Source organism: Acetobacteraceae bacterium, assembly GCA_004843165.1.
Taxonomy (GTDB): Bacteria; Pseudomonadota; Alphaproteobacteria; order Acetobacterales; family Acetobacteraceae.
This window is the reverse complement of sequence record CP039459.1, coordinates 1,061,720-1,084,522: the sequence shown is the minus strand read 5'-3', so window position 1 is coordinate 1,084,522 and position 22,803 is coordinate 1,061,720. Positions and strand designations below refer to the sequence as shown.

The window sequence follows — 22,803 nt, the reverse complement described above, 5'->3', positions numbered from 1 at the left end:
TTATGACAAAATTCAATAACTCAAACATTATCACACTTCACATTGCCCTTGCGGTTTTAGGGGCAGGGTATGGGCGGCGATTTAGTGAAAGCAAAGATAAGCTTGGCGCTTTACTGGACGGGAAGCCTGTTGCCCATCATGTTTTAGATATTGTTAAAGATTTTTCATGGGCACAAAAAATCCTTGTCTGTCGGAGAAGTTCCTTATGGGCAGGACGCTATCAGCAGGAAAATTTTGAGATTTGTTACAACGATAATCCGGTAGGCGGCATGTTAAGCTCTCTGAGAAAAGCCGTCTTATCTGCCCATCCTGAGATAACGCATCTTTTCATCTGTCTTGCTGACATGCCTTTTATTTCTCAAGCGCATCTCAAAAAAATACTAAAGGCTTTTGACGGAAAAAAAACCATTGCCACCCAATCGGAAAATTACAAAGGGCCGCCTGCCATTTTTGCGCTGAAAGACCTTCAAAAACTCCCAGAAACAGGCGAAGGGGGGGCACGTTCTTTGCGGGACAATGCTTTTTTCGTTCAGTGTTCCCCAGAATTAATCCGTGATATTGATCGAAAAGAAGATTTATAAAAACCGCAACATATGACATTTCAGCCTGCTGTCGACACTTCCCGAACGCTACGCAAAATTTTTTCTCATAACCGCATGGCTTTCAAAAAATTCTCCCTTCCCTTTAAAGAAAAGGAAGGGAGAATTCTTAAAAATCAATCTCCTTAACACAACAAAATAAAAACATTACACTGATAAGCGTCTGCCAAGTTTATCCGCCGCTAAAATAGCCGCATAAACTTCTTCGGCGTTCGGTTTTGTTGGCATGTTTTTCATTGTATCGGCATCATCACAGGAAATTTTTGCAACTTCTCTCCAAATTTCCGGATCGAATTTTTTAACACCAAGTGCCTCAAGCGTTAGCGGTAAATGTGCATATTTAGCAATTCTTGCGACCTCCTCAATTTCTTCCTTTGGGGCATTTTCAAGTACAAGCTGCACCAGAAGACCAAAAATCACTTTTTCCCCGTGCTGACAATGATGAAGTTCCGGCACAATGCACATGCCATTATGCACGGCATGCGCCGCCGCAAGCCCTGCTGATTCTGCACCGATACCACTTAAATAAATCGTTGCCTCCACAACCTGCTGAAAAGCAGGGGTTGGAACATGGCATTCCGCACTCTCCATCGCCAATTCAATATTTTCAGATAAAATCTCAAAACAAAGTTTTGCAATGCCCAATGCCGTCCTCGTGCAATGATGATGCAGCAAATTCAATCCATGGGAACGCCAAACGGCACGTGCCTCAAACCAAGTTGAGAGCGCATCCCCAACCCCTGCGGAAAAAAACCTAGCAGGTGCCGCTGCAACGATGTTTGTGTCCACCAAAACAGCATTAGGATTTTGTGGAATATAAAGATAATGGGAGAAACTACCATCCTCACCATACACAACAGCGAGCGCTGTACAGGGCGCATCCGTCGAGGCAATCGTCGGATATAAAATCACTGGATTTTTGGTATAAAAAGCAACCGCTTTGGCTGTATCCAGCGTCTTTCCACCGCCGATACCAACGATCACATTCGCCTTTTTTTCCTTTGCGAGAGAGCAGTTACGCTTAATTTCTGCCTCGCTACATTCACACTGAAATTCCTCTACATGCACCTGAAGCTTGCTTTTCTTCAAATGTGGAAGAGATTCTTTCTCTATTTTGGGTAAAATAAACGCATCTGAAATAATAAAAAGATTATCTCCGAAATCTTTTACTGTATTTTCCAGCCTTGAAAGCAAACCTGCACCGATACAAAACTTACTCGGAGAGGCCAACAGATAAGGAACTGAAGAAGAATATACCGTCTGTTGTTCTGCCATGATTAAAATCCCTCTTTTTTTATCATGGAGCCACAGCGTAGATCCCGATCACCGGTCTTATATCGCCGTAACCCTATCTTAACGCTAGGCCTCTCTCTTAAAAATTTCAATCTGGAAACTCTCCTGCAAAAATCCGCTGATTTTCAAGAGAAAATCCACATTTTTCTGAACGACTCCATCAAAGAATAATGAACAAAAATACAAAAAATAATTGAAAAACACACAGACGAAACCCCTTCCGTCCAAACGATCAAAAAAACCTTTCTGTCTTCGTAAAATCTCTGGAAATTAAAGATTTGGAAAGCATGAATTAAGTTCTTCATTTACAGTGCGCTCTCCGTTAAAGTCACATTCGTAAAATAAATTTAGGAGTATACTATGAAATTGATTGTCAATGGCGTGAAGCATCAGCTTGATGTTACCCCCGATACCCCTTTACTCTGGGTTTTACGTGACAATCTTGCTTTAACAGGCACAAAATACGGCTGTGGTCTTGCGCAATGCGGTGCCTGCACTGTTTTTATCGATGGAAAATCCATGCGATCTTGCGTTACCCCTGTTGGAACCTTAGAAGGCAAAAGCATCACGACAATTGAAACGATCGAAGCAGATGCGTTCGGTAAAAAACTTGTCGAGGCTTGGGTCAAGTATCAAGTGCCACAATGCGGCTATTGCCAATCTGGACAAGTCATGGCTGCCGCTGCTCTTCTCAAAAACAATCCTCGCCCAACAGAAAAAGAAATTGAATCCGCTATGACCAATCTTTGCCGTTGCGGAACTTATAATGCCATCAAGGCTGCCATTCGTGATGTCGCCGGCATTTCAGAAGAAGCAAAGAAATAAGCGTGCGTATTATGAGCAAAACCCCCTCTCTTTCTTCTTCGCAAAATAACGCAAAACTTTTAAATCTCTCACGCCGGGGATTTCTCGGCTCCTCTGTTGGTGCCTTTGTCATGGGGATTTCCTTTCCCAAGGCGAATGCCGCCACAAAAACAAAAGAAGCCGGCACGGATGTGCAGGCCTTTCTTGAAATTCGACCGGACAATACCATCCTTTTCCGCTCTCCTTTTAACGAAGGCGGACAAGGTATTTTTACAAGTATGGCACAACTTGTCGGTGAAGAGCTTGACCTTGCGCCTGAAAAATTTGTTGTTGAAAATGCCCCGCCCGGCGATACATTTCGCGTTATCCCAAAAGAGCTTTGTCCGCCCGGACGCTGGACTGGCGGCAGTATGTCGGTGCGTACCAGCCACCTTACAATGCGCAGGCTTGGCGCTCTCACACGGAAAATGCTCTTAGAAGCGGCGGCTCAAAAGCTCCACGTGCCACTTTCTAACCTGAAAACGGATGATGGAAAAGTCATTTGCGAAAAGCTTGGAAAAAGCTTTTCTTATGGGACGCTCGCACCGCTTGCGCTTAAGCTTCCTGTTCCCAATATTGAAACCATCACGCTCAAAGACGAAAGTCAATTCCGTTGGATTGGCAAGGCGCTCAAGCGCCTTGATGTTAAAGACAAGGCCACCGGCAAGGCAGTGTATTCCATTGATATCACTGTCAATGGGATGATGCATGCAGCCATCCAACATGCGCCAAGACTGGGAATGACCGCTGGACAATTTTACAATGAGGCGCAAGTCAAAGAAATGCGCGGTGTCCATTCTATTCATCGCTTGGAGGGAGCTGTTGCCGTTGTTGCTCCCCATTGGTGGGAAGCCAAATTAGCTGTCGAAGCCCTTCAGGTCGATTGGCAGGAGCCTGCACATGATTCCAATGTCCGCTATATGCCGGCGGATTTCTCCACAGAGAAATTTCGTGAATTTATGGCAAAACAAAAACATAGCGGTGAAACGAGTGAAGAGGCTGGCGATATTAAAACAGCTTTTTCAAAGGCTGCTACCCTTGTCCAAGCAACAGGCTCAAGTCAATATTTACGTCATGCACAGCTAGAACCTCCCTCTGCTTTGGCTCGTTTTAACAAAGATGGCTCTCTTGAACTCTGGATGCCTAATCAGCAGCCAGAAGTTTTTCAAGAAGATGCCGCCAAGCGAGCAGGCCTTCCAATCGAAAAAGTCATTCTCCATAGCCCGCTTTTAGGCGGTTTCTTTGGCCGACATTTTTTAGTGCATACGACAACCGTCTATCCACAGGCAATCGCCCTTGCCAAAGCGACTGGAAAACCAATTAAAGTCATTTGGAGCCGTGAGGAAGAATTCTTAAGAGATTCTGCTCGCCCTATGTCTGTTGTGCATTTTAAAGGTGCGCTAGATTCAAAAGGCATCCCCACTGCCATCGAAGCGATTGCCGTTACCGAGGGACCAACCGAAGGTATTGCCAATAAAAAGGCTTCTCCTCCAGACCCGACGGCAGTCGAGGGACTAACAGAAAAATCCTACGATATTCCGCATCGCCGCATTGCCCAGCTTTATGTTAAAACCCCGGTAATGCTGAGCTATTGGCGATCTGTCGGCCATTCAATGAATGATTTCTTTTATGAAACCTTTCTCGATGAATTGGCTGAAAAAGGACGACAAGATCCCTACCAACTCCGCTTACATCTCCTTGCCAATAATCCACGTTTAACAAATCTGCTCAAAGGCGTCGCAGAACTTTCCGGCGGCTGGAAAAGCGGTGTCTTTACAGCCGCAGACGGATCACGCCGTGCAAGAGGGATTGGCATGGCCTCTTCCTTTGGTTCCGAAGCCGCCGCTATCGCAGAAGTCTCTATTGAAAATGGGGAAGTCCGTGTTCATCATGTTTGGCAGGCTATTGACCCCGGAAAAGTAATTAACCCTGCCATTATTGAGGCGCAGGTCAATAGCGGAACCGCCCTCGCACTCTCACAGGTTCTTATGGAAGAATTGGCGTATCAAGACGGAATGCCTATAGCGAGAAACTATGATCTTTATCCAATCCTCCCTCCCCATCGCATGGCAAAAGTCCATGTTAAAATCATCGAAAGCGGTGAAAAAATCGGCGGGATTGGTGAGCCGCCGCTTCCTCCGGTGCCGCCGGCTGTCGCAAATGCTGTCTCGACCTTAACAGGTAAACGCATTCGCTCTATGCCACTTTCTCAATATAAATTTTAAAGGAGGCGAAAATGAAAAAAATATTTGAAATTCTCTTTTCAAGAAAAGCCCTCCCCTATCTTTTGGCCTTTTTCACCACGGCGTTGACCTGCCTTATCGGTGTTGTCTGGTTTGTTTGTCGCCTGCCAGCCTCACCGCTGGATGAAATCAATGTTTCCTCTTCTGAGAGTAAACTTACCACACGGGGCGAATATCTTGCCCGTCTCGGCGATTGCGGTGCCTGTCACTCTATCGGCGGCAAACAGCCTTATGCCGGCGGTTTAAAAATGGTAACGCCGCTTGGGGCGATCTACAGCACCAATATCACACCAGACCCTGAGCTTGGGATCGGTATGTATAGTTTAGGCGATTTTGACCGTGCCGTGCGTCAAGGCGTGGGACATGACGGACACCGCCTCTATCCTGCGATGCCCTATCCTTCCTACGCCAAAATGAGCGATGAAGATATTAAAGCGCTTTACGCCTTTTTCCGAGATGATGTTAAACCGGCACATGTCACAAATAAAGAAAATGAAATTCCATTTCTCCTCAATATTCGCTGGCCTTTAGCCTTTTGGAATCTGCTTTTTGTACCGCATCATCCTTACACAGAAAAAAAAGAGCATGATGTGCAATGGAATCGTGGCGCCTATTTGATTGAAGGGGCCGGCCATTGCGGTGCCTGCCATACCCCAAGAAGTGCGCTTGCCATGAATGAAAAAGGACTTGATGATTCCCATAAAAGCTTTTTAAGCGGGGCACTCATTGATAACTGGTATGCCCCAAGCCTTCGCAACGAATCTGATACAGGATTGGGAAGATGGTCTGAAAATGATATTTTTCAGTTTCTCAAAGAAGGTCGCAATACCTACGGCGTTGTTTTTGGCTCCATGGCAGAAGTCTATAATAACTCCACGCAATTCATGACCGATGAAGACCTGCATGCAATGGCACATTACCTAAAGTCCCTTCCTGCGAATGAAAAAACAGGAGAGAAAAAATGGGAGTATCAAGCGGAGACCACCTCACCGCATTCCAAAGGAGAAAAGCTCTATGCGCAAAAATGCGGAACATGCCACGGACAAGACGGTAAAGGCCGTACACCTTGGATTGCACCGCTTGCAGGCTCTGCCTCTTCTTTAATCCCGGAGAAGGCTTCTGCCATCAATATTACACTTAACGGCTCTCCCCGTGTGATTACCAATGCCGTACCGGATGCCTACCGAATGCCTTCTTTCCGCAAGCAGCTGACAGATGAGGAAATCGCAAACATTCTCTCTTATATCCGTTCAAGCTGGGGAAATGAGGCCTCAGAAGTTAAAACTTCGGAAGTAGCCAAACTCAGGCAGGAAACACATTCAGCAAGTCCAAGCGTAACAATCCTGCAAATTAAATAAAATTGATCCTTTTCAAAAACCTCTGCTTTCTCATTAAGAAATGCAGGGGTTTTTGTTGCTTTATGAATCATAATTCGCCAAAATTTTAGAGATCCTGAAAATGCGCTTTAACATAAAAGGAAATACATTTATGTCTAAACAAGAAACACATCCAATCCATGCTGGCCCCGTTAAAATCATTTTTATCAAAGCAGAGGGGAAACCTTACTCTGACAAGATTCAATTCCCAACAAAGGCAACCAAATACAGCACAGGCTATGATATTCATTCCGCTGTTGATATTACCATCCCTGCTGGCAAACATGCGATTGTCCCAACAGGTCTAAAATTTGATATCCCTGATAAAGCCCCTATTGATTTTCAAGTTCGGAGCCGTTCAGGTCTCTCTGTTAAAAGACGGGTAGACGTCACGAACTCTCCCGGCACGATTGACCGTGACTATACAGGCGAGCTGGATGTTCCACTTACCAATTACAGCGATGAAGATTTTGAGATCAAAGCCGGCGACCGTATTGCCCAGATTGTTTTCAATCAACTCGCCGATGTTTATCTGCCACAAGCCACCACTTTAGACAAAGAACGTGGCACCAATGATTTTGGAGATTCTGGCGTTTAAATCAGCCTCTCTCAAAGGGAGGGGGATTCCCCCTCCCTTTCAAAAAGTTCAATGCGCCGCTTTAAAAGTCTGAACAATTTTGAGAAGCTCTTGCGGCGTTTTTGCGAGATAAGTTGCACCAGCCTTTTTTAAAACGTCAAAAGATTTTGAACCCCACGTTACCCCCACAGAAGGTAGGCCATCTGCCTTAGCCATTTGTATGTCGGCTGAACTATCGCCAATCACAAGACCTTTTTCAAACGCCTCAACGCCTAATAAGTTTCTTGCCACTTTAAGAGGATCTGGTGCTGGCTTTGGCATTTCAACCATATCAGAACCAACAATGACATTAAAATATTCTGAAAGCCCAATATTTTGGACATCCTGAGCCGCTGCGGTACTGGCCTTATTGGTCACAATCGCCATCCCATCCGAAATGGCAGCGCATTCTTTGACCACACCGCCCATACCTTCAAACAATGAAATATAATGACCTGAAATCTCATGGTAACATTTACGATAAGTTTGAATAAGATTTTCAATCTCTGGCTGAGATAATTTTCTTTCGCTTAAAGAGGCTAAAATTTCAGATAACGGAAATCCCATTCGCCCTTTGACCGCTTCAAGAGATGGCGGAGAAAGATCATACACCTCGAAAGCCAATGCAATCGCTCGTGCAATGCCTTCGGCTGTATCTGCAATGGTGCCATCAAAATCAAAATATAAAATCATTGCTTTCTCCTCTTTCCACTTATAATCACTTTCATCCTACTGTAATTTTGATTAGAAAATACAAAGAACAGAAACATCATGCGCCGCATTTAAAGAAGACAATACAAAGAAAAAGAGGAAAAAATGAAAAAAAAATTTTACGCTCTTATTCTCTCTTTTATCTTCATTTCTTTTCTAAATGCCATCTCTGCCAATGCAGCGCCTCCTGACGAATGGCATCATCAAAAAACAAACTTAACCAGCCTCAAATCCGGCTGGTCCAGCAACCGGCATTATGCTGTGCCGACCAGCACAGATTCCCATACAAAAATAGATGGATGCGGCCTTGTTCAGTTTGAACTTCCCCCCTTTTTCTCCACAGCCTCCTTTGACCGCCGCAAAATTAAAATTGCCCTAAGTCTGACAACCTATCTGCCTGGTGATTCTATCAAGCCTCAAACGGGCCTTGAAATTTCAAGCATCAATCCGCAATGGCATCTTTCCGCCGAAGAAAATACCCAAATGACCGTCCAGAGCGGCAACTATTCTAAAAGTTTTCATATGACAGCAGAGCCACCTAATGTCTGGATTTCGCCTATAGAGGCACCGGAATTAGGAGACATGCTTGCCGCTTTTGCAAAGAATAAAGAGGGGGAAATCCGCTTCTCTTCAGGGGAAAGCATGCCGCTTACATTCGGACATATTAAATCCACCCTTGAGAATTTCCGAACTTGCTTATTAAAAACAAAATTTGCCGACCTTCCCCCATTTGAAGAAGAAAATCAAACGAGCCACTTTTTCTAATTTTTTCCCTTACCTTGTTAGACAAAATCAAGCACCATGCATAAAGAAAACCATAAACAAAGCACCACAAAAGGAAATGAAGATGGCTTATAAAATTCCCGATCAAACCGGAAAAACCTTTGTCATCAGCGGTGCAAATAGCGGCACAGGAAAAGAAGCAACAAAACGACTCTCTCAAGCCAATGCCGAAATTATCATGGCTGTTCGCTCCCTAGAAAAAGGCGAAGCCGCCAAAGAGGAAATTCTACGCACCATCCCTTCTGCGAACCTTACTGTTAAAAAATTAGACGTTGCCGATCTGCATTCTATTGCCAATTTTGCCGATGGCCTAAAATCAGAAGGTAAAAAAATTGATACGCTTCTTAATAATGCCGGCGTGATGGCACCGCCACAGCGAGAGGTGACAAAAGACGGCTTTGAACTTCAAATCGGCACTAATTTTATCGGCGCTTTTGCCTTAACCCATCATTTAATCCCACTCCTTTTAAAAGCGGATGCGCCTCGGGTAACAACGATGGCAAGCTGTGGCGCTTTATTTGCCCCCCCTATCGGCCTGACACGTTTTAAAGATTTACAGGCTGAAAAGAAGTATTTGCCTTTTCCAATTTATGCCCGCTCTAAACTTGCAGATATTGTCTTAGCGCGGGAACTCGCCCGAACGGCCAAAGAGAAAGGTTGGAATCTTCTTTCCAATGGCGCGCATCCGGGAGTTACCCACACAAATTTAACAACTTCAGGGGCCAATATCGGTAAGACAGAAATCAAAGAGCCACTGCTTTTCCGACTCATGTGGCTCTTTGCAATGAATGTCGAAAACGGTACCAAGCCGCTCTTGCAAGCCGCCACAGACCCACGTGCGAAACCAGGCAGTTATTATGGGCCTCTATTTATTACGAATGGCCCTGCAAAAAGAGTGAGTCTTCCCTATTCTGCGATTTGGATTGAAAAAAATGGTGATTCACGCAGACTTTGGGAAGAAACCCAACATCTGACGGGCTTGAAATTTTAGCCCCTTATTTTAATCGGTTTTTCAAAATAGAAGGGGTTAAAAGCTGGGGTAATAAAATCCCCGGCTTATCGCTTGGCCAGTTTTTGGGAAACCAAACATAAAGTGGAACCCCTTCCCGATGATATTGATGCAAAAAGGCACTAATATCAGGATCCTTATTCGTCCAATCCCCTTTCATAAACACCGCACCTGCCGCTTGTAAGGTGTTTTCCCCCTTCTCAGTATTGAGCGTTGTCCGCTCATTCATCAAACACGTAATACACCAGGCAGCGCTCATATCCACAAAAACAGGATGCCCGTCTGCCCTCAACGCTTTTAAAGTGTCTGGATGAAACGAAACAATCTGCAATCCGCTCTTCTGACTTTGTACGAGAGCAGATTTTTTCTCCTGTAGATGGACTTCATTCTTAACATTTGGCCCCAGAACCCAAAGCAGAAGAAAACTTAATACAAGCGCAGAAATCGCAACCCAATATCCAATAGAAAGAAAAAGGAAAGGTTTTTTCTTCGTCTGTTTTCTTTGTGCAATTCCAAAGCTCCAAGCGGCAAAAGCCAAAAGCAATCCACCTGATAGCACAACAACAGCACAATCAATCCCCCCCTGTCGTAGAACAACCCAAATCAACCAAATACAGGCGGCAAATAAAGGAAAGGCAAGAAATTGCTTGAAAATTTCCATCCAAGCTCCGGGCTTTGGCAAAAAGCGCCCCATCGCAGGCCAGCACGCCAGCAAAATATAAGGAAAAGCCAATCCCAGCCCTAAAGCGGTAAAAATACTTAAAGCCAAAAAGCCCGAAGCCGCCAAAGCGCCAGCCAGTGCAACTCCCATAAAGGGCGCCGTACAAGGACTTGCGACAATAACAGCTAAAATACCCGTAATAAAATCGCCAAAATGCCCCGCTGCAGTCTGATGGCGTCCGGCAGAAGCTGGCGGCAATATTTCAAACAGACCAGCCAAATTCAATGCCATGAGGAGTAACAGCCAACAAACCAGAATGACAAAAAACGGCGATTGAAACTGGAAGCCCCAGCCAATTAAATGGCCTGCATGACGTAATATAAGGACAAAAATACCAAGCGAAAGAAAAGTGCCTACGGTACCCAGCGCATAAAAAATTGCAGAGGCCACTGCCTCCGGTCGCTCTTTTGTGCCCAATTTTGCCAACGAAAAAGCCTTCATTGCCAAGACAGGAAACACACAAGGCATTAAATTTAAAAAAATACCGCCAATAAAAGCCAAAAAGAAAAGTTTCAAACCTGAAACAAGTGGATGATTGGCTTCCGAAAGGGGTGCCGCATCAACAACAGAAGATTTTTCCGTTTGCGTTGTTGTTATTTTCGAAGAGGAGACAGCCTCCGATATTTCGCCTAACAGTCTTGGCTGGATCTCAAAATAAACTCTTTGTCCGTTATTACGTAAAAGCTCCACAACACCATTTAGACGTCCCTCCTGAATATATTTTTCTAAATTTCCATTATCAGGCGCTGTTTTATCTGCAACAAGATCCAAAATAAGATCTGAACCGTTCTGCTGTATCATTTGAGGTGCATTACTATTGAGTAAACCGGCATTATAGGGATAGAAATAAGCTTCCTTTGTATTTCCTGCCGCCTGTTTTTTTCCTTGAGCCTGCCCTTTTAGACGAAGATGATTATCTTTTTCCAAAAGAGATTCGAACGGTGCTTTCTCTGGTGCAAGCCCTGTCGCCCGTTCAAAAAGTTCCTTTTGCGCCCCAATCCTTGTTGCTTCAGCAACAGGCACAAACAGAGTAAAATTTGCCTTTTCTGGAATACATATTTTTGCACAAGCAAGCCATTTTGCTTTGAGATTTAATTTTAACTTTCCAGAAAACGGCTCGGAGAAGGAAAGGGGTATTTCGAGCGGAAAAAAAATCTGGTTTTCATACCCAAAAGTTGTCAATCCCGCTTCGCTAAAACGTGTTGGCGTCTCCCATGTTGTTATCTCGTCCGTTTTCCCGATAAGTTGGCTTTGGCCACTTTCAGACAAATGCTCAACCGTCAGCGTAAGCTCTGGAGCCTCTCCTGCATCCCCCGGATTGCGCCAATAGGTATGGAATTGGGGTGCTAAAGAAAGCGAAAGCCCCGCATGTAAAACAGTTTTTCCCTGCCCCTGAATCGGTGCCAAAGAATCTTCAAGTGTCACAAGCGCCGCGGTGCTTTGTGGTGTTATATGCTCCTCGCTCTCCAAAGCAAAAGCGGGAGACACCATCGCCAAAAGAAGCAAAAACAAAAAGAGACTCTGACTCTTTTTGTCAAATCCTGTATTTGTCGTTTTTCTTTCTACTTTGAAACTTTCCAAGATAGGTGAAAAAACTCTCAAAAAAAACGCTTTCATCTCAACCTATCCTTTTAAATCTGCTTGTACTTCTTTACGTTCTCAATCATTAAAGTATCATAATTTGAAAATAGACGTTTTTAAACTTTCTATCAGTTTTTCTTTTCTAAACGGACGATGTTCTATGTCAGGTACAGGTATAATGGGTCTTCTTGCACCAGATACTGTAAGCAGTAATGCGGTTGTCAGCGCCGCACATTTAATTCAACTTGCGCTTACACCTGTTTTCATGCTCTCAGGTATCGGAACGCTCATTAATATTTTCAACACACGTTTACAGAAAGTAGCGGATACGCTTGATGATGTTGATAATAAGGTTTTGGCTGCCGAAAAACAATTAACCACAGAACCACAGACAGATGCGCAGAAATTAGAGCCTCTCGAAACCTCTGATCATCTTTTTTTCCGTCAAACCAGATTACAGCTCCGTGTTCTCGTCCTAGATATCGGCATTATTTTGCTTGCTCTTGGCGGGGCTTTCACCTGCGCCTCTGCTGTTGCCCTATTTTTTGGTTCTATCCATGAAACAAGAACGGCCACATGGCTACTTGCCCTTTTTGGGGCAGCGCTGGCCTTTACGATTTTAGGACTCACTTCCTTTTTGGTCGACACCTTGCTTAGCTGGCATGGATTGAAACGAAAACGGGAAATTATTGAGAAGCTTTGGATTGCCCATAAGGAACGCAAGAGCCTTGCGGCCAATGTTGTAGAATCTCATCGCTTACAGAAGAAGGGGGCAGAAGGTAACCGAGCTTTTGGGCTGAATTTACCCCATCTCTCAAACTCCACGCAAAAAACGCCTGCTCCCGACGCCCCTGATCGCTCGAACGCCCCGAATGATCGCACGCAATCAAAGCAAGATTCGCAGCCGTAATCGGCCACGAGTTTTTTCCCGGCTCATTTAAAACGCTAAGATGGTCATAAGGTGCTTTCCAAAGCGTATGTGCGGCCGCCGATTTAAAACTTTCCATATTTGGCGAGACTTCAAAACCATCTTTATTTTTTAGTTGCGCCATGGAGAGGCCATTCTCTGCGGCATAAGTATATTCAACATACCCAATAGCACCGGGAGTCTGGCGTACAAGAGCCGCAATACCATCATTACCACGTGCGCCAGCCCCTCCTTCCCAAGCAATCAATGCCCCCGCGCCATAATTTTTTTTCCATGTGGGAGAAACTTCAGAAAGATAAGACGTAAAAACAAAACTTGTTCCTGAACCATCCCCACGATGCACGGCACCAATATCAATCTCTGGTAATTTAAATTTGGGGTTTAGAACCTGTATGCGAGGATCATTCCAAAGGGTAATTTTTCCGGCATAAATATCCGCCAGAACCTCTCCTGTCAGGCGTAGCTCCCCGCGAGGCACACCTGGAACATTAACAATAACAACAGCCCCACTCATCATCACAGGAAACTGATAGAGCCCCTCTTTTTCAAGCTCCTCACGAGAGAGAGGAATATCGGTACTCCCAAAATCAACCAAAGCATTTTTTGCCTGGTCAACCCCGGCACTTGATCCAATCGCCTGATAATTAAGCTTCATTCGAAATTTCTTTTTAATTTCCTCGCCCCATGCCATATAAACCGGGGCGGCAAAGCTTGAACCTGCCCCCATCAAATCCCCCTGAAGCAAACGCTCCAAATCGGAAGGGGCGGCATACCCTCTGCCTGCCAGAGCGGATACGGCAAGAAGGGGAAGTACAAAAAAAGAAATTAAATGGCGCATGCTGTTCTCTTTAAAAAGATGGAAGAAAAAAAATTACTTTCTTCGATAATCATCCTCAAGACGAACAATATCACTTTCCTCTAAAGGATCGCCACATTGCGTCTCAATGATTTTCAGAAGTCCCGTTCCCCGATTTTCCAAACGGTGAACCGCCTCTTTCGGAATATAAATGTCCTCATTCTCTTTAAGCTCTTTTACCTCTTCACCGCATGTGACGATGGCCGTACCACTCACAACAACCCAATGTTCACTCCGATGAAAATGTTTCTGCAAAGAGAGACGATGCCCTGGAAGAACCTCAATTTCTTTGACCATATAACCCTTGGATTGAATCAAAATGGTATATTTTCCCCAAGGTCGTCTTGTCGTCAGATTTTCACAAGCCTCTGGGAGGCCTGCCTTTTCAATCTGTGCGACGCAATGTTTAATTTCTTGAGACTTCTCTAAAGAACTCACCAAAACAGCATCTTGCGTCGCAATAATTGCAAGATTTTCAACCTCATGAGCGATAATCAAAGGCCCTTCAGAACGGACATACGTATTTTTTGTCTCATTCAGAAAAACCCTCTCACTCTTTGCATTCCCTGACTGATCTTGTTCAGAATTTTCCCAAAGACTATGCCAAGAGCCAATATCAGACCATGCAAACGATGCCTCAACGACAGCACCGCATTTCGTGTGTTCTGCAATGGCAAAATCAATGGATAAAGAGGGGCTGCTTTTAAAAGCCTCCTTATCCAATACCTCAAATTCTGAGCTAATAATACGTTTCTGAACAGATTTCTGAACCGCCGCAAAAATTTCAGGCTGATAAAGCTGAAACTCTTTGAGCATCAAGGATGTTTTGGAAATAAACATCCCCGAATTCCAAAGAAATTTTCCGGATTTCAAATAGGATTTTGCTTTCTCCAGATCAGGTTTTTCAACAAAATGGGATAGATGATGTGTTTTGGAAAGCCCATCAATCGGTGCACCAACCTCAATATAGCCATATCCCGTTTCGGGATGGGTTGGCTTAATGCCGAACACAGTAAAGTAATTTTCACTTGCGGCTTGGCAAGCTGCCGCAAGTGCCTTTTCCCAAGCCTCGTCCTCTTGGATAAAAGCATCTGAAGGCAAAATAAGAAGAATAGAATCCCCATATTTTTCCTGCGCAACAAAGGATGCTGCTGCAATGCCCGGTGCAGAATCTCGCCGTGCCGGCTCAACAACAATAAAGGCCTGATGGTCTTCCAACTCAGAAAGCTGCTGATTTACAACAAAGGCATGGCGCTGGTTACAAACAAAAATCGGCGCTTCAAAATGAAAGCCCTCTAATTTTGGAGAGTTTTGTGCCCTTTTTAAACGTTCCGCTGTCTGTTGGAGAAGAGATTTTTCCTTATCCATTAAAGGAAGAAACTGCTTTGGGAGTGATTTTCGAGATAATGGCCATAACCTCTTACCTTCTCCACCACAAAGAATAACGGGAACCAGCGCTGGAAAATCAGACATTTAAAAACCTATTGTAACCATAAAATCTCAAAAAAAGATCTATTCATGCCCTAAGAGGCTAAAATTAAACTATTATCTAATGAAAAGCATAAAAGAAAGTAAAGAAGCCAAAAAGAATGGCGGAAGGCTACCCTTTATAGCCTTCCGTCACCCAACGCTGAAAACTAAAAATAAATTGAGGCCGTGATATGCCATGTGCGGGGTGCACCTGCAACGGCAACATTGGAAGCCCCCTGAACGGCACCCGCAGAACTTTTAGAAAATACGGACGACCAATAATTTTCATCCGTAACATTATTAACCCCGCCACGAAAAACGAGCTGATGGTCGCATAATTTTGTACTGTAACGCACTCCCAGATCTAAGGTCACATATTCTGACGCCCATGCTGTATTAAAAACATTCGCTGCCCGTTTGCTGTTATAATGAATATTGGTGTTAAAGGCGACGCCATGGAGATATTTTGGATGCCAATCAAATAGAAAATCTGTTGCCCAAGGCGGCACACCGACGATCTGCTTATTATTCGTTTTTGAATCGCCTGTATTCTGCGCCAGCGGATTCAGCCATGTTACCACCCATAACAGAAAGCTCTCTGCCAAGCGGCCCTAAATCGGCACGCTTATTTAAATAATCAGCCTTTACACCGCTCTGCTCTAAAGGGACATCTTTTTTATTGCGCTCTCCCCTCACATGAACATGCTCCTGAATATTTTCTCCAGCTTCCTCTGTCCAGTTGATGGAAATATGCTGCGCCGCAAAGGCACGACCACGGCAAAGGACAAGACAACAGCAAAAAGCGCAACAGCATTGGCAGAATTTTACATGGCAAAATTTCTTACCACAGCAAAAGGTAGAATTTCCTTCTCGTAAATTATCGCAAAAATGGTCCAATCATCATCTCTCTCTAAAAAATATTAAATTAATCTTATTTTTTAAATCTAGTTGCAAATGACAATCATTTGCAACTAGAAATTATAATTTTTATTAAAAACGTCCAAATATTAGAAAGCGTGTTCAAAACAACACCTAGAAGAATGGCGGAAGGCTACCCTTTACAGCCTTCCGACACCCAACGCTGAAAACTAAAAATAAATTGAGGCCGTGATGTGCCATGTGCGGGGTGCACCTGCGGCTGCTGTGTTTGTATTTTTGCTGTCTGATACGGAAGCCCCCGGAGAGGTTTTGGAAAACACGGACATCCAATAATTCTCATCCGTGACATTATTTACCCCCCCACGCAAAACAATCTGATGATCGCATAATTTTGCACTATAACGCACACCAAGATCTAAAGTGACATACTGATCTGCCCATGCCGTATTATAAATATTTGCAGCTCTTTTACTGTTATAATGAACGTTAGAGTTAAAGGCCCAGCCATGTAAATAATGGGGATGCCAGTCCAAAAGAAAATCTGTTGCCCAGGGCGGCACACCTTCGGCAAACTTATCATCCGTCTGAGCATTACCCGTCCCTTTAATAAGCGGATTTAAATAGGTAACACCACCCAACACAGAAACATCCCTATTAAGCGCACCGGAAACTTGGAATTCAATACCGGAATCATTCTGACGGCCATTAAGCACCGTTGTTACCGTTCCATTCCCATTATCTCTGTCATAGGCGTAAGGACGACTCATCCCAAAACCATCCAAATTAATCTGCATTTTCCGCCATGTGTACTTAATCCCCCCCTCAAATTGCTGAGACGTAATCGCCGGAAGCGTATCCCCTGAATTCGTCACATTGACCCCTGTAGAGGCCTGAGGACCTGCCTGAACGGCCGTCCCCCAGTTAAAATAAGCGTTAAAATGCTCCGTTGGATGAAGATCCAAGGTCACGTTTGGAGAAAATGCGCCATTTGTTTTTTCCGGTGCCGTTTTCTGACCTTTGCCGTTATAGTTTTCAATATCAATCCAGCCGACAGAAAATTGCCCCCCAACAGAGACATAACGGCCAAAATCCATAGTATCGCCAAAGAGAAAAGATTGCTGTTCTGTAAAATTCTTTGGTTTATACCCACCGATTTTCGGTTCCGGACCGGCGACAACCCTCGGATCATTATAGGGCATCACACCAACCCCAACGGAAGTTGCAAGGGTTGGTGACTGGTTAAAGACAGAATATCCTGTTGAACCGAGATCAACATGATGGGTAATCGGCCCTGTCCGAAACTGGCCGTTAAGATAAGCCATATTACTCCAGATAGAGAAAGAACGGCCAGTTCCCGGCGTAGTTATATTTTGATTGTAACAAGGACCGTCAATCCCGGCCTTGGCACAGGCTTTATCACTTAAAAAATTATTTGACGTGCTGTAAACATTCCGCTGGGAACTCTCATAAGTCCCCCCAAGCTTCAACGACCAATTATTGCTTAATTGCTGCAAAAGCTTCATCTGCCCTAAAGAGGTCGAAATATTATCCCCTCCCTGTGCCTGACCGTAACCGGGGACCGAAAGATTTGGCGCACTTGGGAGATTAAAATTATTACTATAGGTAAAATAGCCGGGGAAGCCATATGTGCCAATATTGTACTGCGATCCATCCAGCTGCAATTTCGTATGTTTTGCAAGCTGAATGTCAATGTTACCACTATAAAGATTACGCCATTCATTCGAAGTAGAAACATAAGACTGTCCCGTTTGATTTAAATAATTAAATCGAATCTTTATGGGTCCCTTGCCAAGAGAGGTATCTAAAGACTCAAGGGGAGCACCATTTGAATCATATCCAAAATTAAAATTAAAAAACGGTTTTGCTGTTGGACGTTTTTGAATCATATTCAGCGTACCTGCAGGGCCCTCTGGACCATAAATAGCCCCGGCTGCACCATTAAGCATATCAAGATGGTCAAACTCCTCACTTGTATAAGGCGTCGCCAAATAAACATTCATTCCATCAATACGAGAATTTTGGATCGTGTCACTTTCATAACCACGATTCACAAAACGGGTTAAGGAAGGATCTGAGAGCGCCACAAGCTGAACGGATGGCATATATTCTGTTGCCTCAGACATCGTCCTGAGCTGCTGGTTCTCGATCACATCATGGCTTGTCTGCATCAAAGAATAAGGGGCTTTTGCCAAGTCCACAGTTCCCAAAGGGCCAAGATCCGCCTTTTTATTCAGATAATTCGCCTTTACACCGCTCTGCTCTAAAGGGACATCTTTTTTATTAGGCTGCCCCTTCACATGCACATGCTCTTTAATCTCCGGCTCTGTTTCTGTCCAGTTAATGGGAATATGCGGTGCGGCTAACGCCTTACCGGCACAGGGTGCCGCAAAACATCCAATTATCAAACAGAATTTACGGCAGATTTTTACCCCGCAACAAGACTTGCGATGACAAAAAACAAGATTTTTCTGCTTTAAATTCGACCAAAAATCCCGCACAAAGCAACCTTTTTCAGTTCTCTAAATGATAATCATTTGCAATTACTAACTGAAAATGACAATCATTTGCAACTGGAAAATATGATTTCTTTTAAAAAACCAGAAAATGAACAAAACCGATTTTTCTTTAAAGATGACCTATATGCCAAACGACAAATAAAAAATAAAGACAATCAGATCTTTCGATTGGTTGGGCGCTATATTGGCTTTTCCGCCATGAGACAACACTCGATTCACAAAGGCACAGCAAAATTTACGACATATCTGCGCACCAAAATAGGACTTACACTCACAAGGACCTCTCGCTTTCTATTTTAATTTTGGCAAAAATCCCACACCAAGCAGCCTTTTTTCATTTCCTAAATGATAATCATTTGCAATTAGAAAGTGACAATGATAATCATTTGCAACTAGAGAGTTTTGATTTCTTTCCGCAAAAGGTTTTTAGCAATGCAAATAAGGTGGATCGTATGATTATCTGTTCTTGTAATCTGATTTCAGATAAGGATGTTTTTGCTGCAATTTCTGCAGGGGCTTGTCGTCCATCTCAGATTTATGCCCATAAAAAATGCAAGGCGGATTGCGGCGGATGCACCAAACAAATCTGCCGTCTGCTCAAAGAAAAAAGAAATACAGCATCTTCAGACAATTCATGCCCACGTCAGAATCTCTGTGCCAAACGCCACCAGCCTAAACAATACGTAAAATCCATTGAAAACCTTCCCTTAATGCATGAGGCTCCCCATGTTCTTTCCGCCTAAACCTTTTGAAGAGCAAGATATTATCTTTCATTTTGAAATTTATATGCAAAAGCCCCAAAGGACAAAGTCTACATTATCTTAAAGTAGGCCATAAAAAAGGCAGGGAAATCCCTGCCTTTCTCTGATTCTCACAAAAGAGAAAAATTTTTACTGAACAGGTTCGGAATTGAGCTGAATGTAGTTCTCAAGTCCCATACGTCCAATTAAATCAAGCTGTGTATCAATGAAATCCTCATGCGCCTCTTCTGCTGTGAGAATTTTGGCAAAAAGATCACGGGAAACATAATCTTGAACACTTTCACAGTGAGCAATGGCTTCACGCAAACATTTGATAGCAGAAATTTCCGCTTTCAAATCACATTCCAAAATTTCTTTTACATCTTGGCCAATGAGAAGCGGATTAAGTTTCTGAAGATTTGGTAAACCGCCAAGGAACAAAATACGCTCAATCAGCCAATCGGCATGACGCATCTCCTCAATGGATTCCTCATATTCTTTTTTAGCTAATTTCGTCACACCCCAGTGATTAAGCGTACGGGAATGCAGGAAATACTGATTAATAACCGTCAGCTCATTGGCGAGCTGCGCATTTAGAAACTCAATAACTTTTTTATCTTTAATTTTGGCCATAATTTTTTCCTAAAGAGAACGAATCGAAAAGAGGCAGAGAATCGCTCACTGCTACCTGATTACTAGAATAACCCGTTTTATAGCATAGTTAGGAATTTTTTAAAGAAAAAACCCTTCTCATTAAAATAAAACTTTCTAAATGTAAATGGTTTTCATTTGCAGTTTTTAGAAAAAGTGATTTTTATTTTCAAACTGTCGCAAAATTGCCAATAAGGTGCTCGGCAAAAAGGCGCAGAGCGCCTTATTGGCATTTAAAGAAAGACAATCAAATCCTTCCTCTTCAAAGAGAGGCATAAGACTTAAAAATAGATCGAGGCTGTAATATGCCATGTCTGCGGTGCGCCAACCTCATCCGAATATCCCCCAACAGATCCGCCCGTCTGATCCGAAGCAAAAAGCGTTGCCCAATAATTCTGATTGGTCACGTTATCAATATTGCCACGGAAGACAACCATATGATCCGCTAAATGCGTGATATAGCGCATCCCCAAATCCAACGTGACATAATCATCGGCGTAAGTTGTATTATTGGCATTCGCCGCACGTGCCCCCTGATAATGAATGTTAGAGTTAAAAGAGATCCCATGCAGCCAATTAGGATGCCAATCCAGCAAGAAATCTGACTGCCACGGCGCAACCCCGACAACCTGACTATTTTGCGTAAAATCAACAGCTTTTTTTCCGCCTCCATATTCCAATGCACAGGCGGCATAGTCTGTGCAGTGATAACGGGCATTATCATAAGTGACACCGCCATACATCGACAGTTCTTTGGTAAGGGAACCCGATACCTGAAATTCCATCCCCATATCATTCTGATTCCCAAGAAAGGAAGCGCTATTGCCGATCGTGTAAGGGCGTGACATGGCAAAACCGCCTAACGTCACCAAGAAACGATCCCGCCAAAGATATTTAATCGCCCCCTCATACTGGGTCGAACGTGCCGGATCTGTCAAAGTCTGATTGGTCGTGCCATTCGGCCCGTTCGTTGCGATATATGTCCCCGGTGCCGTGTCCTGACCCCAGTTAAAATAGGCTGAAAATCTTTTTGTTGGGTGAAACGTCAAAGCAACGGTTGGATCAAAGGCACCATTTACATTACCAGATTTTGTGGCAACCTCTTTTTGATTATAGTTTGCCTCCTGAATCCAGCCCCAAGCCAACTGTCCCATGATTGTAAAATAATCGCCGACATCAAAAGAATCCCCAAACATCATGTTCTGAACAACCGTACTGGCGGATTTAAACTGCCCCTTACCATCCGCATTAAGATTGTTCCAATAAACTCCCGGCGCAATCTGTCCACTGCCGAACGCATTGCCGTTACTGTTAATACCGGGTGCATATTGCCCCTGAGAAGGATCATATAACCCCCCTTCCCCCACTTTTATCGGATTGCCTCCCATAAAAGCGGTCCCGGCATTTAAAGGGTTCCAGTTATCTAAAGAGTAGCCTGTTGATCCAACATTAAAATGGTGCCGAATACGTAAAATTGGATCTGTGACATCCCAATTTAAATAGGCAAAATTACTCCATGTCCTAAAATCATCTGCCTTTGTCGAGGGTACAAGACTTTGCTGATAACAGGGCCCGCTTGCCTCTTTACAGGAATTCATGATCGTATTTTGTGCCAGCAAACTGCTCCGGGAAGCATCCTCATATAAACCGCCCAGTTTTAAATGAATCGTTTTGGTAAATTCATGTTTTAAAACCATCGTCCCAACGGAAGTCGAGGCATTCATCCCCGTATCATTGGTGCCATATCCTGGAAGATTCGTATTCGGTGCCCCAGGTAAAGAGTTTGAAACACCCGCTTTCCCCGTCCCATAAACAAAAGTACCGGGAAGACCATAAATCGCATTATTATATTGCGAACCATTCAACTCTAATTTTGTATGTTTCGTCACCTGAAAATCAATCGCTCCAGAGTAAAGATCACGCCATTCATTGGAATTACGCGTATAAAGCTGGCCGGTTTGATTCAAATAGTTAAAACGGACTTTCACAGGGCCTTTGCCAAGTGAAGTATCAAGCGATTCCAATGGCGCACCGTTGGAATCATAGCCAAAATTAAAATTAAAAAAGGGCTTATCCGTTGGGCGTTTCTGCGTCATTAACATCATCCCGGCAGGCGATTGCGGTCCATAAATAGAAGCGGCAGCGCCATTTAGCACCGTCACCGAGTCAAACTGCTCTGTGGCATAAGGGGTGGTGATAATGGCATTCAGACCGTCAATACGACTATTCTGCTCGACATCAGATTCATAGCCACGGTTAATGAGACGGAACACGCCATTCCCACGCCCTTCCAAATTGACCGAAGGCATATATTGCAATGTCTGCCCAATTGTGCGGAGCTGCTGATCCTCAATCACATCATGGGTCGTGGTCATCATAGAGAAAGGCGTTAAAACAGATTTCTGGTTTCCCAATGGGCCCAATTCGACATTTCTTTGGAGATAATCTGCCCGAGAGCCTGAAACAAGCTCTGCCGGCGTTGCCCCTACCCCTTTTACTCGGATCCGCTCTGATGGCACCGTGGGGGCATCTGTCAAAAAAGAGATCGTTTTTTTTCTGCCTAAAGCGGCATTTCTTCGTGTGTCCTCACCTTCTTCAGATGAAGCATCAGCGACATTTGCGGCTTGGGCAATCCCATAACCACTCATAAAAAAAGAAAACACAAAACCAACACGTAGCAATTTAACAACCCGTGAAGATGAGCTTCTTTTCCGCTGATATGATGAACAGCGGATTCCTTTTATCATATTAAGTTTGCACGCACCCCTCTACTTCTTAATCTTGAATAGATTTCTAGGATAAATAATCTTGCTCAGATGACTTTCTTGAGAAAGAATCTTTGCGTTAAAAAATCAAAGGATTTGATAGCGCTTCGTTTAAGGTCTTTATTTGTTTCGACAAATAAAGAACGCTTCTTTTGTAGGACATTGTAAGCTTTTTACCAAGAAAATTCATATCATTTTTTGG

18 protein-coding genes and 1 pseudogene are annotated in these 22,803 nt (G+C 43.8%); 9 read left to right on the top strand and 10 right to left on the bottom strand.

All coding sequences use genetic code 11. The features are described from left to right. Positions 1–2 precede the first annotated feature (2 nt). Entirely contained in the window at positions 3–581 is a 579-nt protein-coding gene (locus FAI41_05395) for a hypothetical protein (GenBank protein ID QCE33074.1), read from the top strand. A 165-nt stretch (positions 582–746) separates the two neighbouring features. On the opposite strand, the gene FAI41_05390 is transcribed toward FAI41_05395, so the two are convergent. After that, positions 747–1,874: a glycerol dehydrogenase gene (locus tag FAI41_05390; protein QCE33073.1), complete on the bottom strand. Its 1,128-nt coding sequence runs from the start codon at positions 1,872–1,874 to the stop codon at positions 747–749. A gap of 378 nt (positions 1,875–2,252) precedes the next feature. Between FAI41_05390 and FAI41_05385 the strand changes: the two genes are divergently transcribed. The 4 genes from FAI41_05385 (at position 2,253) to FAI41_05370 (ending at position 6,952) form a co-directional block, all read left to right on the top strand. After that, on the top strand, positions 2,253–2,717 hold the full coding sequence (locus tag FAI41_05385; protein ID QCE33072.1) for a (2Fe-2S)-binding protein: 465 nt from the start codon (positions 2,253–2,255) through the stop codon (positions 2,715–2,717). A gap of 11 nt (positions 2,718–2,728) precedes the next feature. Continuing rightward, entirely contained in the window at positions 2,729–4,960 is a 2,232-nt protein-coding gene (locus FAI41_05380; protein QCE33071.1) for a xanthine dehydrogenase family protein molybdopterin-binding subunit, read from the top strand. 11 nt (positions 4,961–4,971) lie between these two features. Next, on the top strand, positions 4,972–6,336 hold the full coding sequence (locus tag FAI41_05375) for a c-type cytochrome (GenBank protein QCE33070.1): 1,365 nt from the start codon (positions 4,972–4,974) through the stop codon (positions 6,334–6,336). 100 nt (positions 6,337–6,436) lie between these two features. Then, positions 6,437–6,952, top strand: coding sequence for a dUTP diphosphatase (locus tag FAI41_05370; protein ID QCE33069.1), 516 nt, complete (start codon positions 6,437–6,439; stop codon positions 6,950–6,952). Positions 6,953–7,000: 48 nt separating this feature from the next. Here the strand turns inward: FAI41_05370 and FAI41_05365 are convergent, their stop codons facing one another. Then, the gene (locus tag FAI41_05365) at positions 7,001–7,663 is read right to left on the bottom strand and encodes an HAD family hydrolase (protein ID QCE33068.1); all 663 of its coding nucleotides are present in this window, start codon (positions 7,661–7,663) and stop codon (positions 7,001–7,003) included. A 123-nt stretch (positions 7,664–7,786) separates the two neighbouring features. Between FAI41_05365 and FAI41_05360 the strand changes: the two genes are divergently transcribed. Both FAI41_05360 and FAI41_05355 read left to right on the top strand, forming a co-directional pair. Beyond that, the gene (locus FAI41_05360) at positions 7,787–8,446 is read left to right on the top strand and encodes a hypothetical protein (GenBank protein QCE33067.1); all 660 of its coding nucleotides are present in this window, start codon (positions 7,787–7,789) and stop codon (positions 8,444–8,446) included. 82 nt (positions 8,447–8,528) lie between these two features. Next, positions 8,529–9,455, top strand: coding sequence for an SDR family NAD(P)-dependent oxidoreductase (locus FAI41_05355; protein ID QCE33066.1), 927 nt, complete (start codon positions 8,529–8,531; stop codon positions 9,453–9,455). A gap of 4 nt (positions 9,456–9,459) precedes the next feature. On the opposite strand, the gene FAI41_05350 is transcribed toward FAI41_05355, so the two are convergent. Continuing rightward, positions 9,460–11,811, bottom strand: a complete 2,352-nt coding sequence (locus tag FAI41_05350) for a cytochrome C biogenesis protein (GenBank protein ID QCE33065.1) — start codon at positions 11,809–11,811, stop codon at positions 9,460–9,462. A 142-nt stretch (positions 11,812–11,953) separates the two neighbouring features. On the opposite strand from FAI41_05350, the pseudogene FAI41_05345 reads away from it, so the two are divergent. Next, positions 11,954–12,451, top strand: a pseudogene (locus tag FAI41_05345) (DUF2721 domain-containing protein). A gap of 10 nt (positions 12,452–12,461) precedes the next feature. Here the strand turns inward: FAI41_05345 and pstS are convergent. From pstS to FAI41_05320, 5 genes are all read right to left on the bottom strand, one after another. Further along, positions 12,462–13,541, bottom strand: coding sequence for a phosphate ABC transporter substrate-binding protein PstS (gene pstS, locus FAI41_05340; GenBank protein QCE33064.1), 1,080 nt, complete (start codon positions 13,539–13,541; stop codon positions 12,462–12,464). Positions 13,542–13,574: 33 nt separating this feature from the next. After that, positions 13,575–15,032: a mannose-1-phosphate guanylyltransferase/mannose-6-phosphate isomerase gene (locus tag FAI41_05335; protein QCE33063.1), complete on the bottom strand. Its 1,458-nt coding sequence runs from the start codon at positions 15,030–15,032 to the stop codon at positions 13,575–13,577. 164 nt (positions 15,033–15,196) lie between these two features. Then, the gene (locus tag FAI41_05330; protein QCE33062.1) at positions 15,197–15,610 is read right to left on the bottom strand and encodes a hypothetical protein; all 414 of its coding nucleotides are present in this window, start codon (positions 15,608–15,610) and stop codon (positions 15,197–15,199) included. Beyond that, a complete protein-coding gene (locus FAI41_05325) occupies positions 15,555–15,926 on the bottom strand; it encodes a hypothetical protein (GenBank protein ID QCE33061.1) in 372 nt (123 codons plus the stop codon). Before FAI41_05325 ends, FAI41_05330 begins: the two co-directional genes overlap by 56 nt. A 191-nt stretch (positions 15,927–16,117) precedes the next feature. After that, positions 16,118–18,427 (bottom strand): TonB-dependent siderophore receptor, encoded by a 2,310-nt coding sequence (locus FAI41_05320; GenBank protein QCE33060.1) that lies wholly within the window; start codon positions 18,425–18,427, stop codon positions 16,118–16,120. Positions 18,428–18,897: 470 nt separating this feature from the next. On the opposite strand from FAI41_05320, the gene FAI41_05315 reads away from it, so the two are divergent. Beyond that, positions 18,898–19,188: a hypothetical protein gene (locus FAI41_05315; protein QCE33795.1), complete on the top strand. Its 291-nt coding sequence runs from the start codon at positions 18,898–18,900 to the stop codon at positions 19,186–19,188. A gap of 147 nt (positions 19,189–19,335) precedes the next feature. On the opposite strand, the gene bfr is transcribed toward FAI41_05315, so the two are convergent. Continuing rightward, complete coding sequence (gene bfr, locus FAI41_05310) at positions 19,336–19,818, bottom strand: bacterioferritin (GenBank protein ID QCE33059.1); 483 nt, start codon at positions 19,816–19,818, stop codon at positions 19,336–19,338. A 299-nt stretch (positions 19,819–20,117) separates the two neighbouring features. Continuing rightward, complete coding sequence (locus tag FAI41_05305; GenBank protein QCE33058.1) at positions 20,118–22,583, bottom strand: hypothetical protein; 2,466 nt, start codon at positions 22,581–22,583, stop codon at positions 20,118–20,120. Positions 22,584–22,803: the final 220 nt, after the last annotated feature.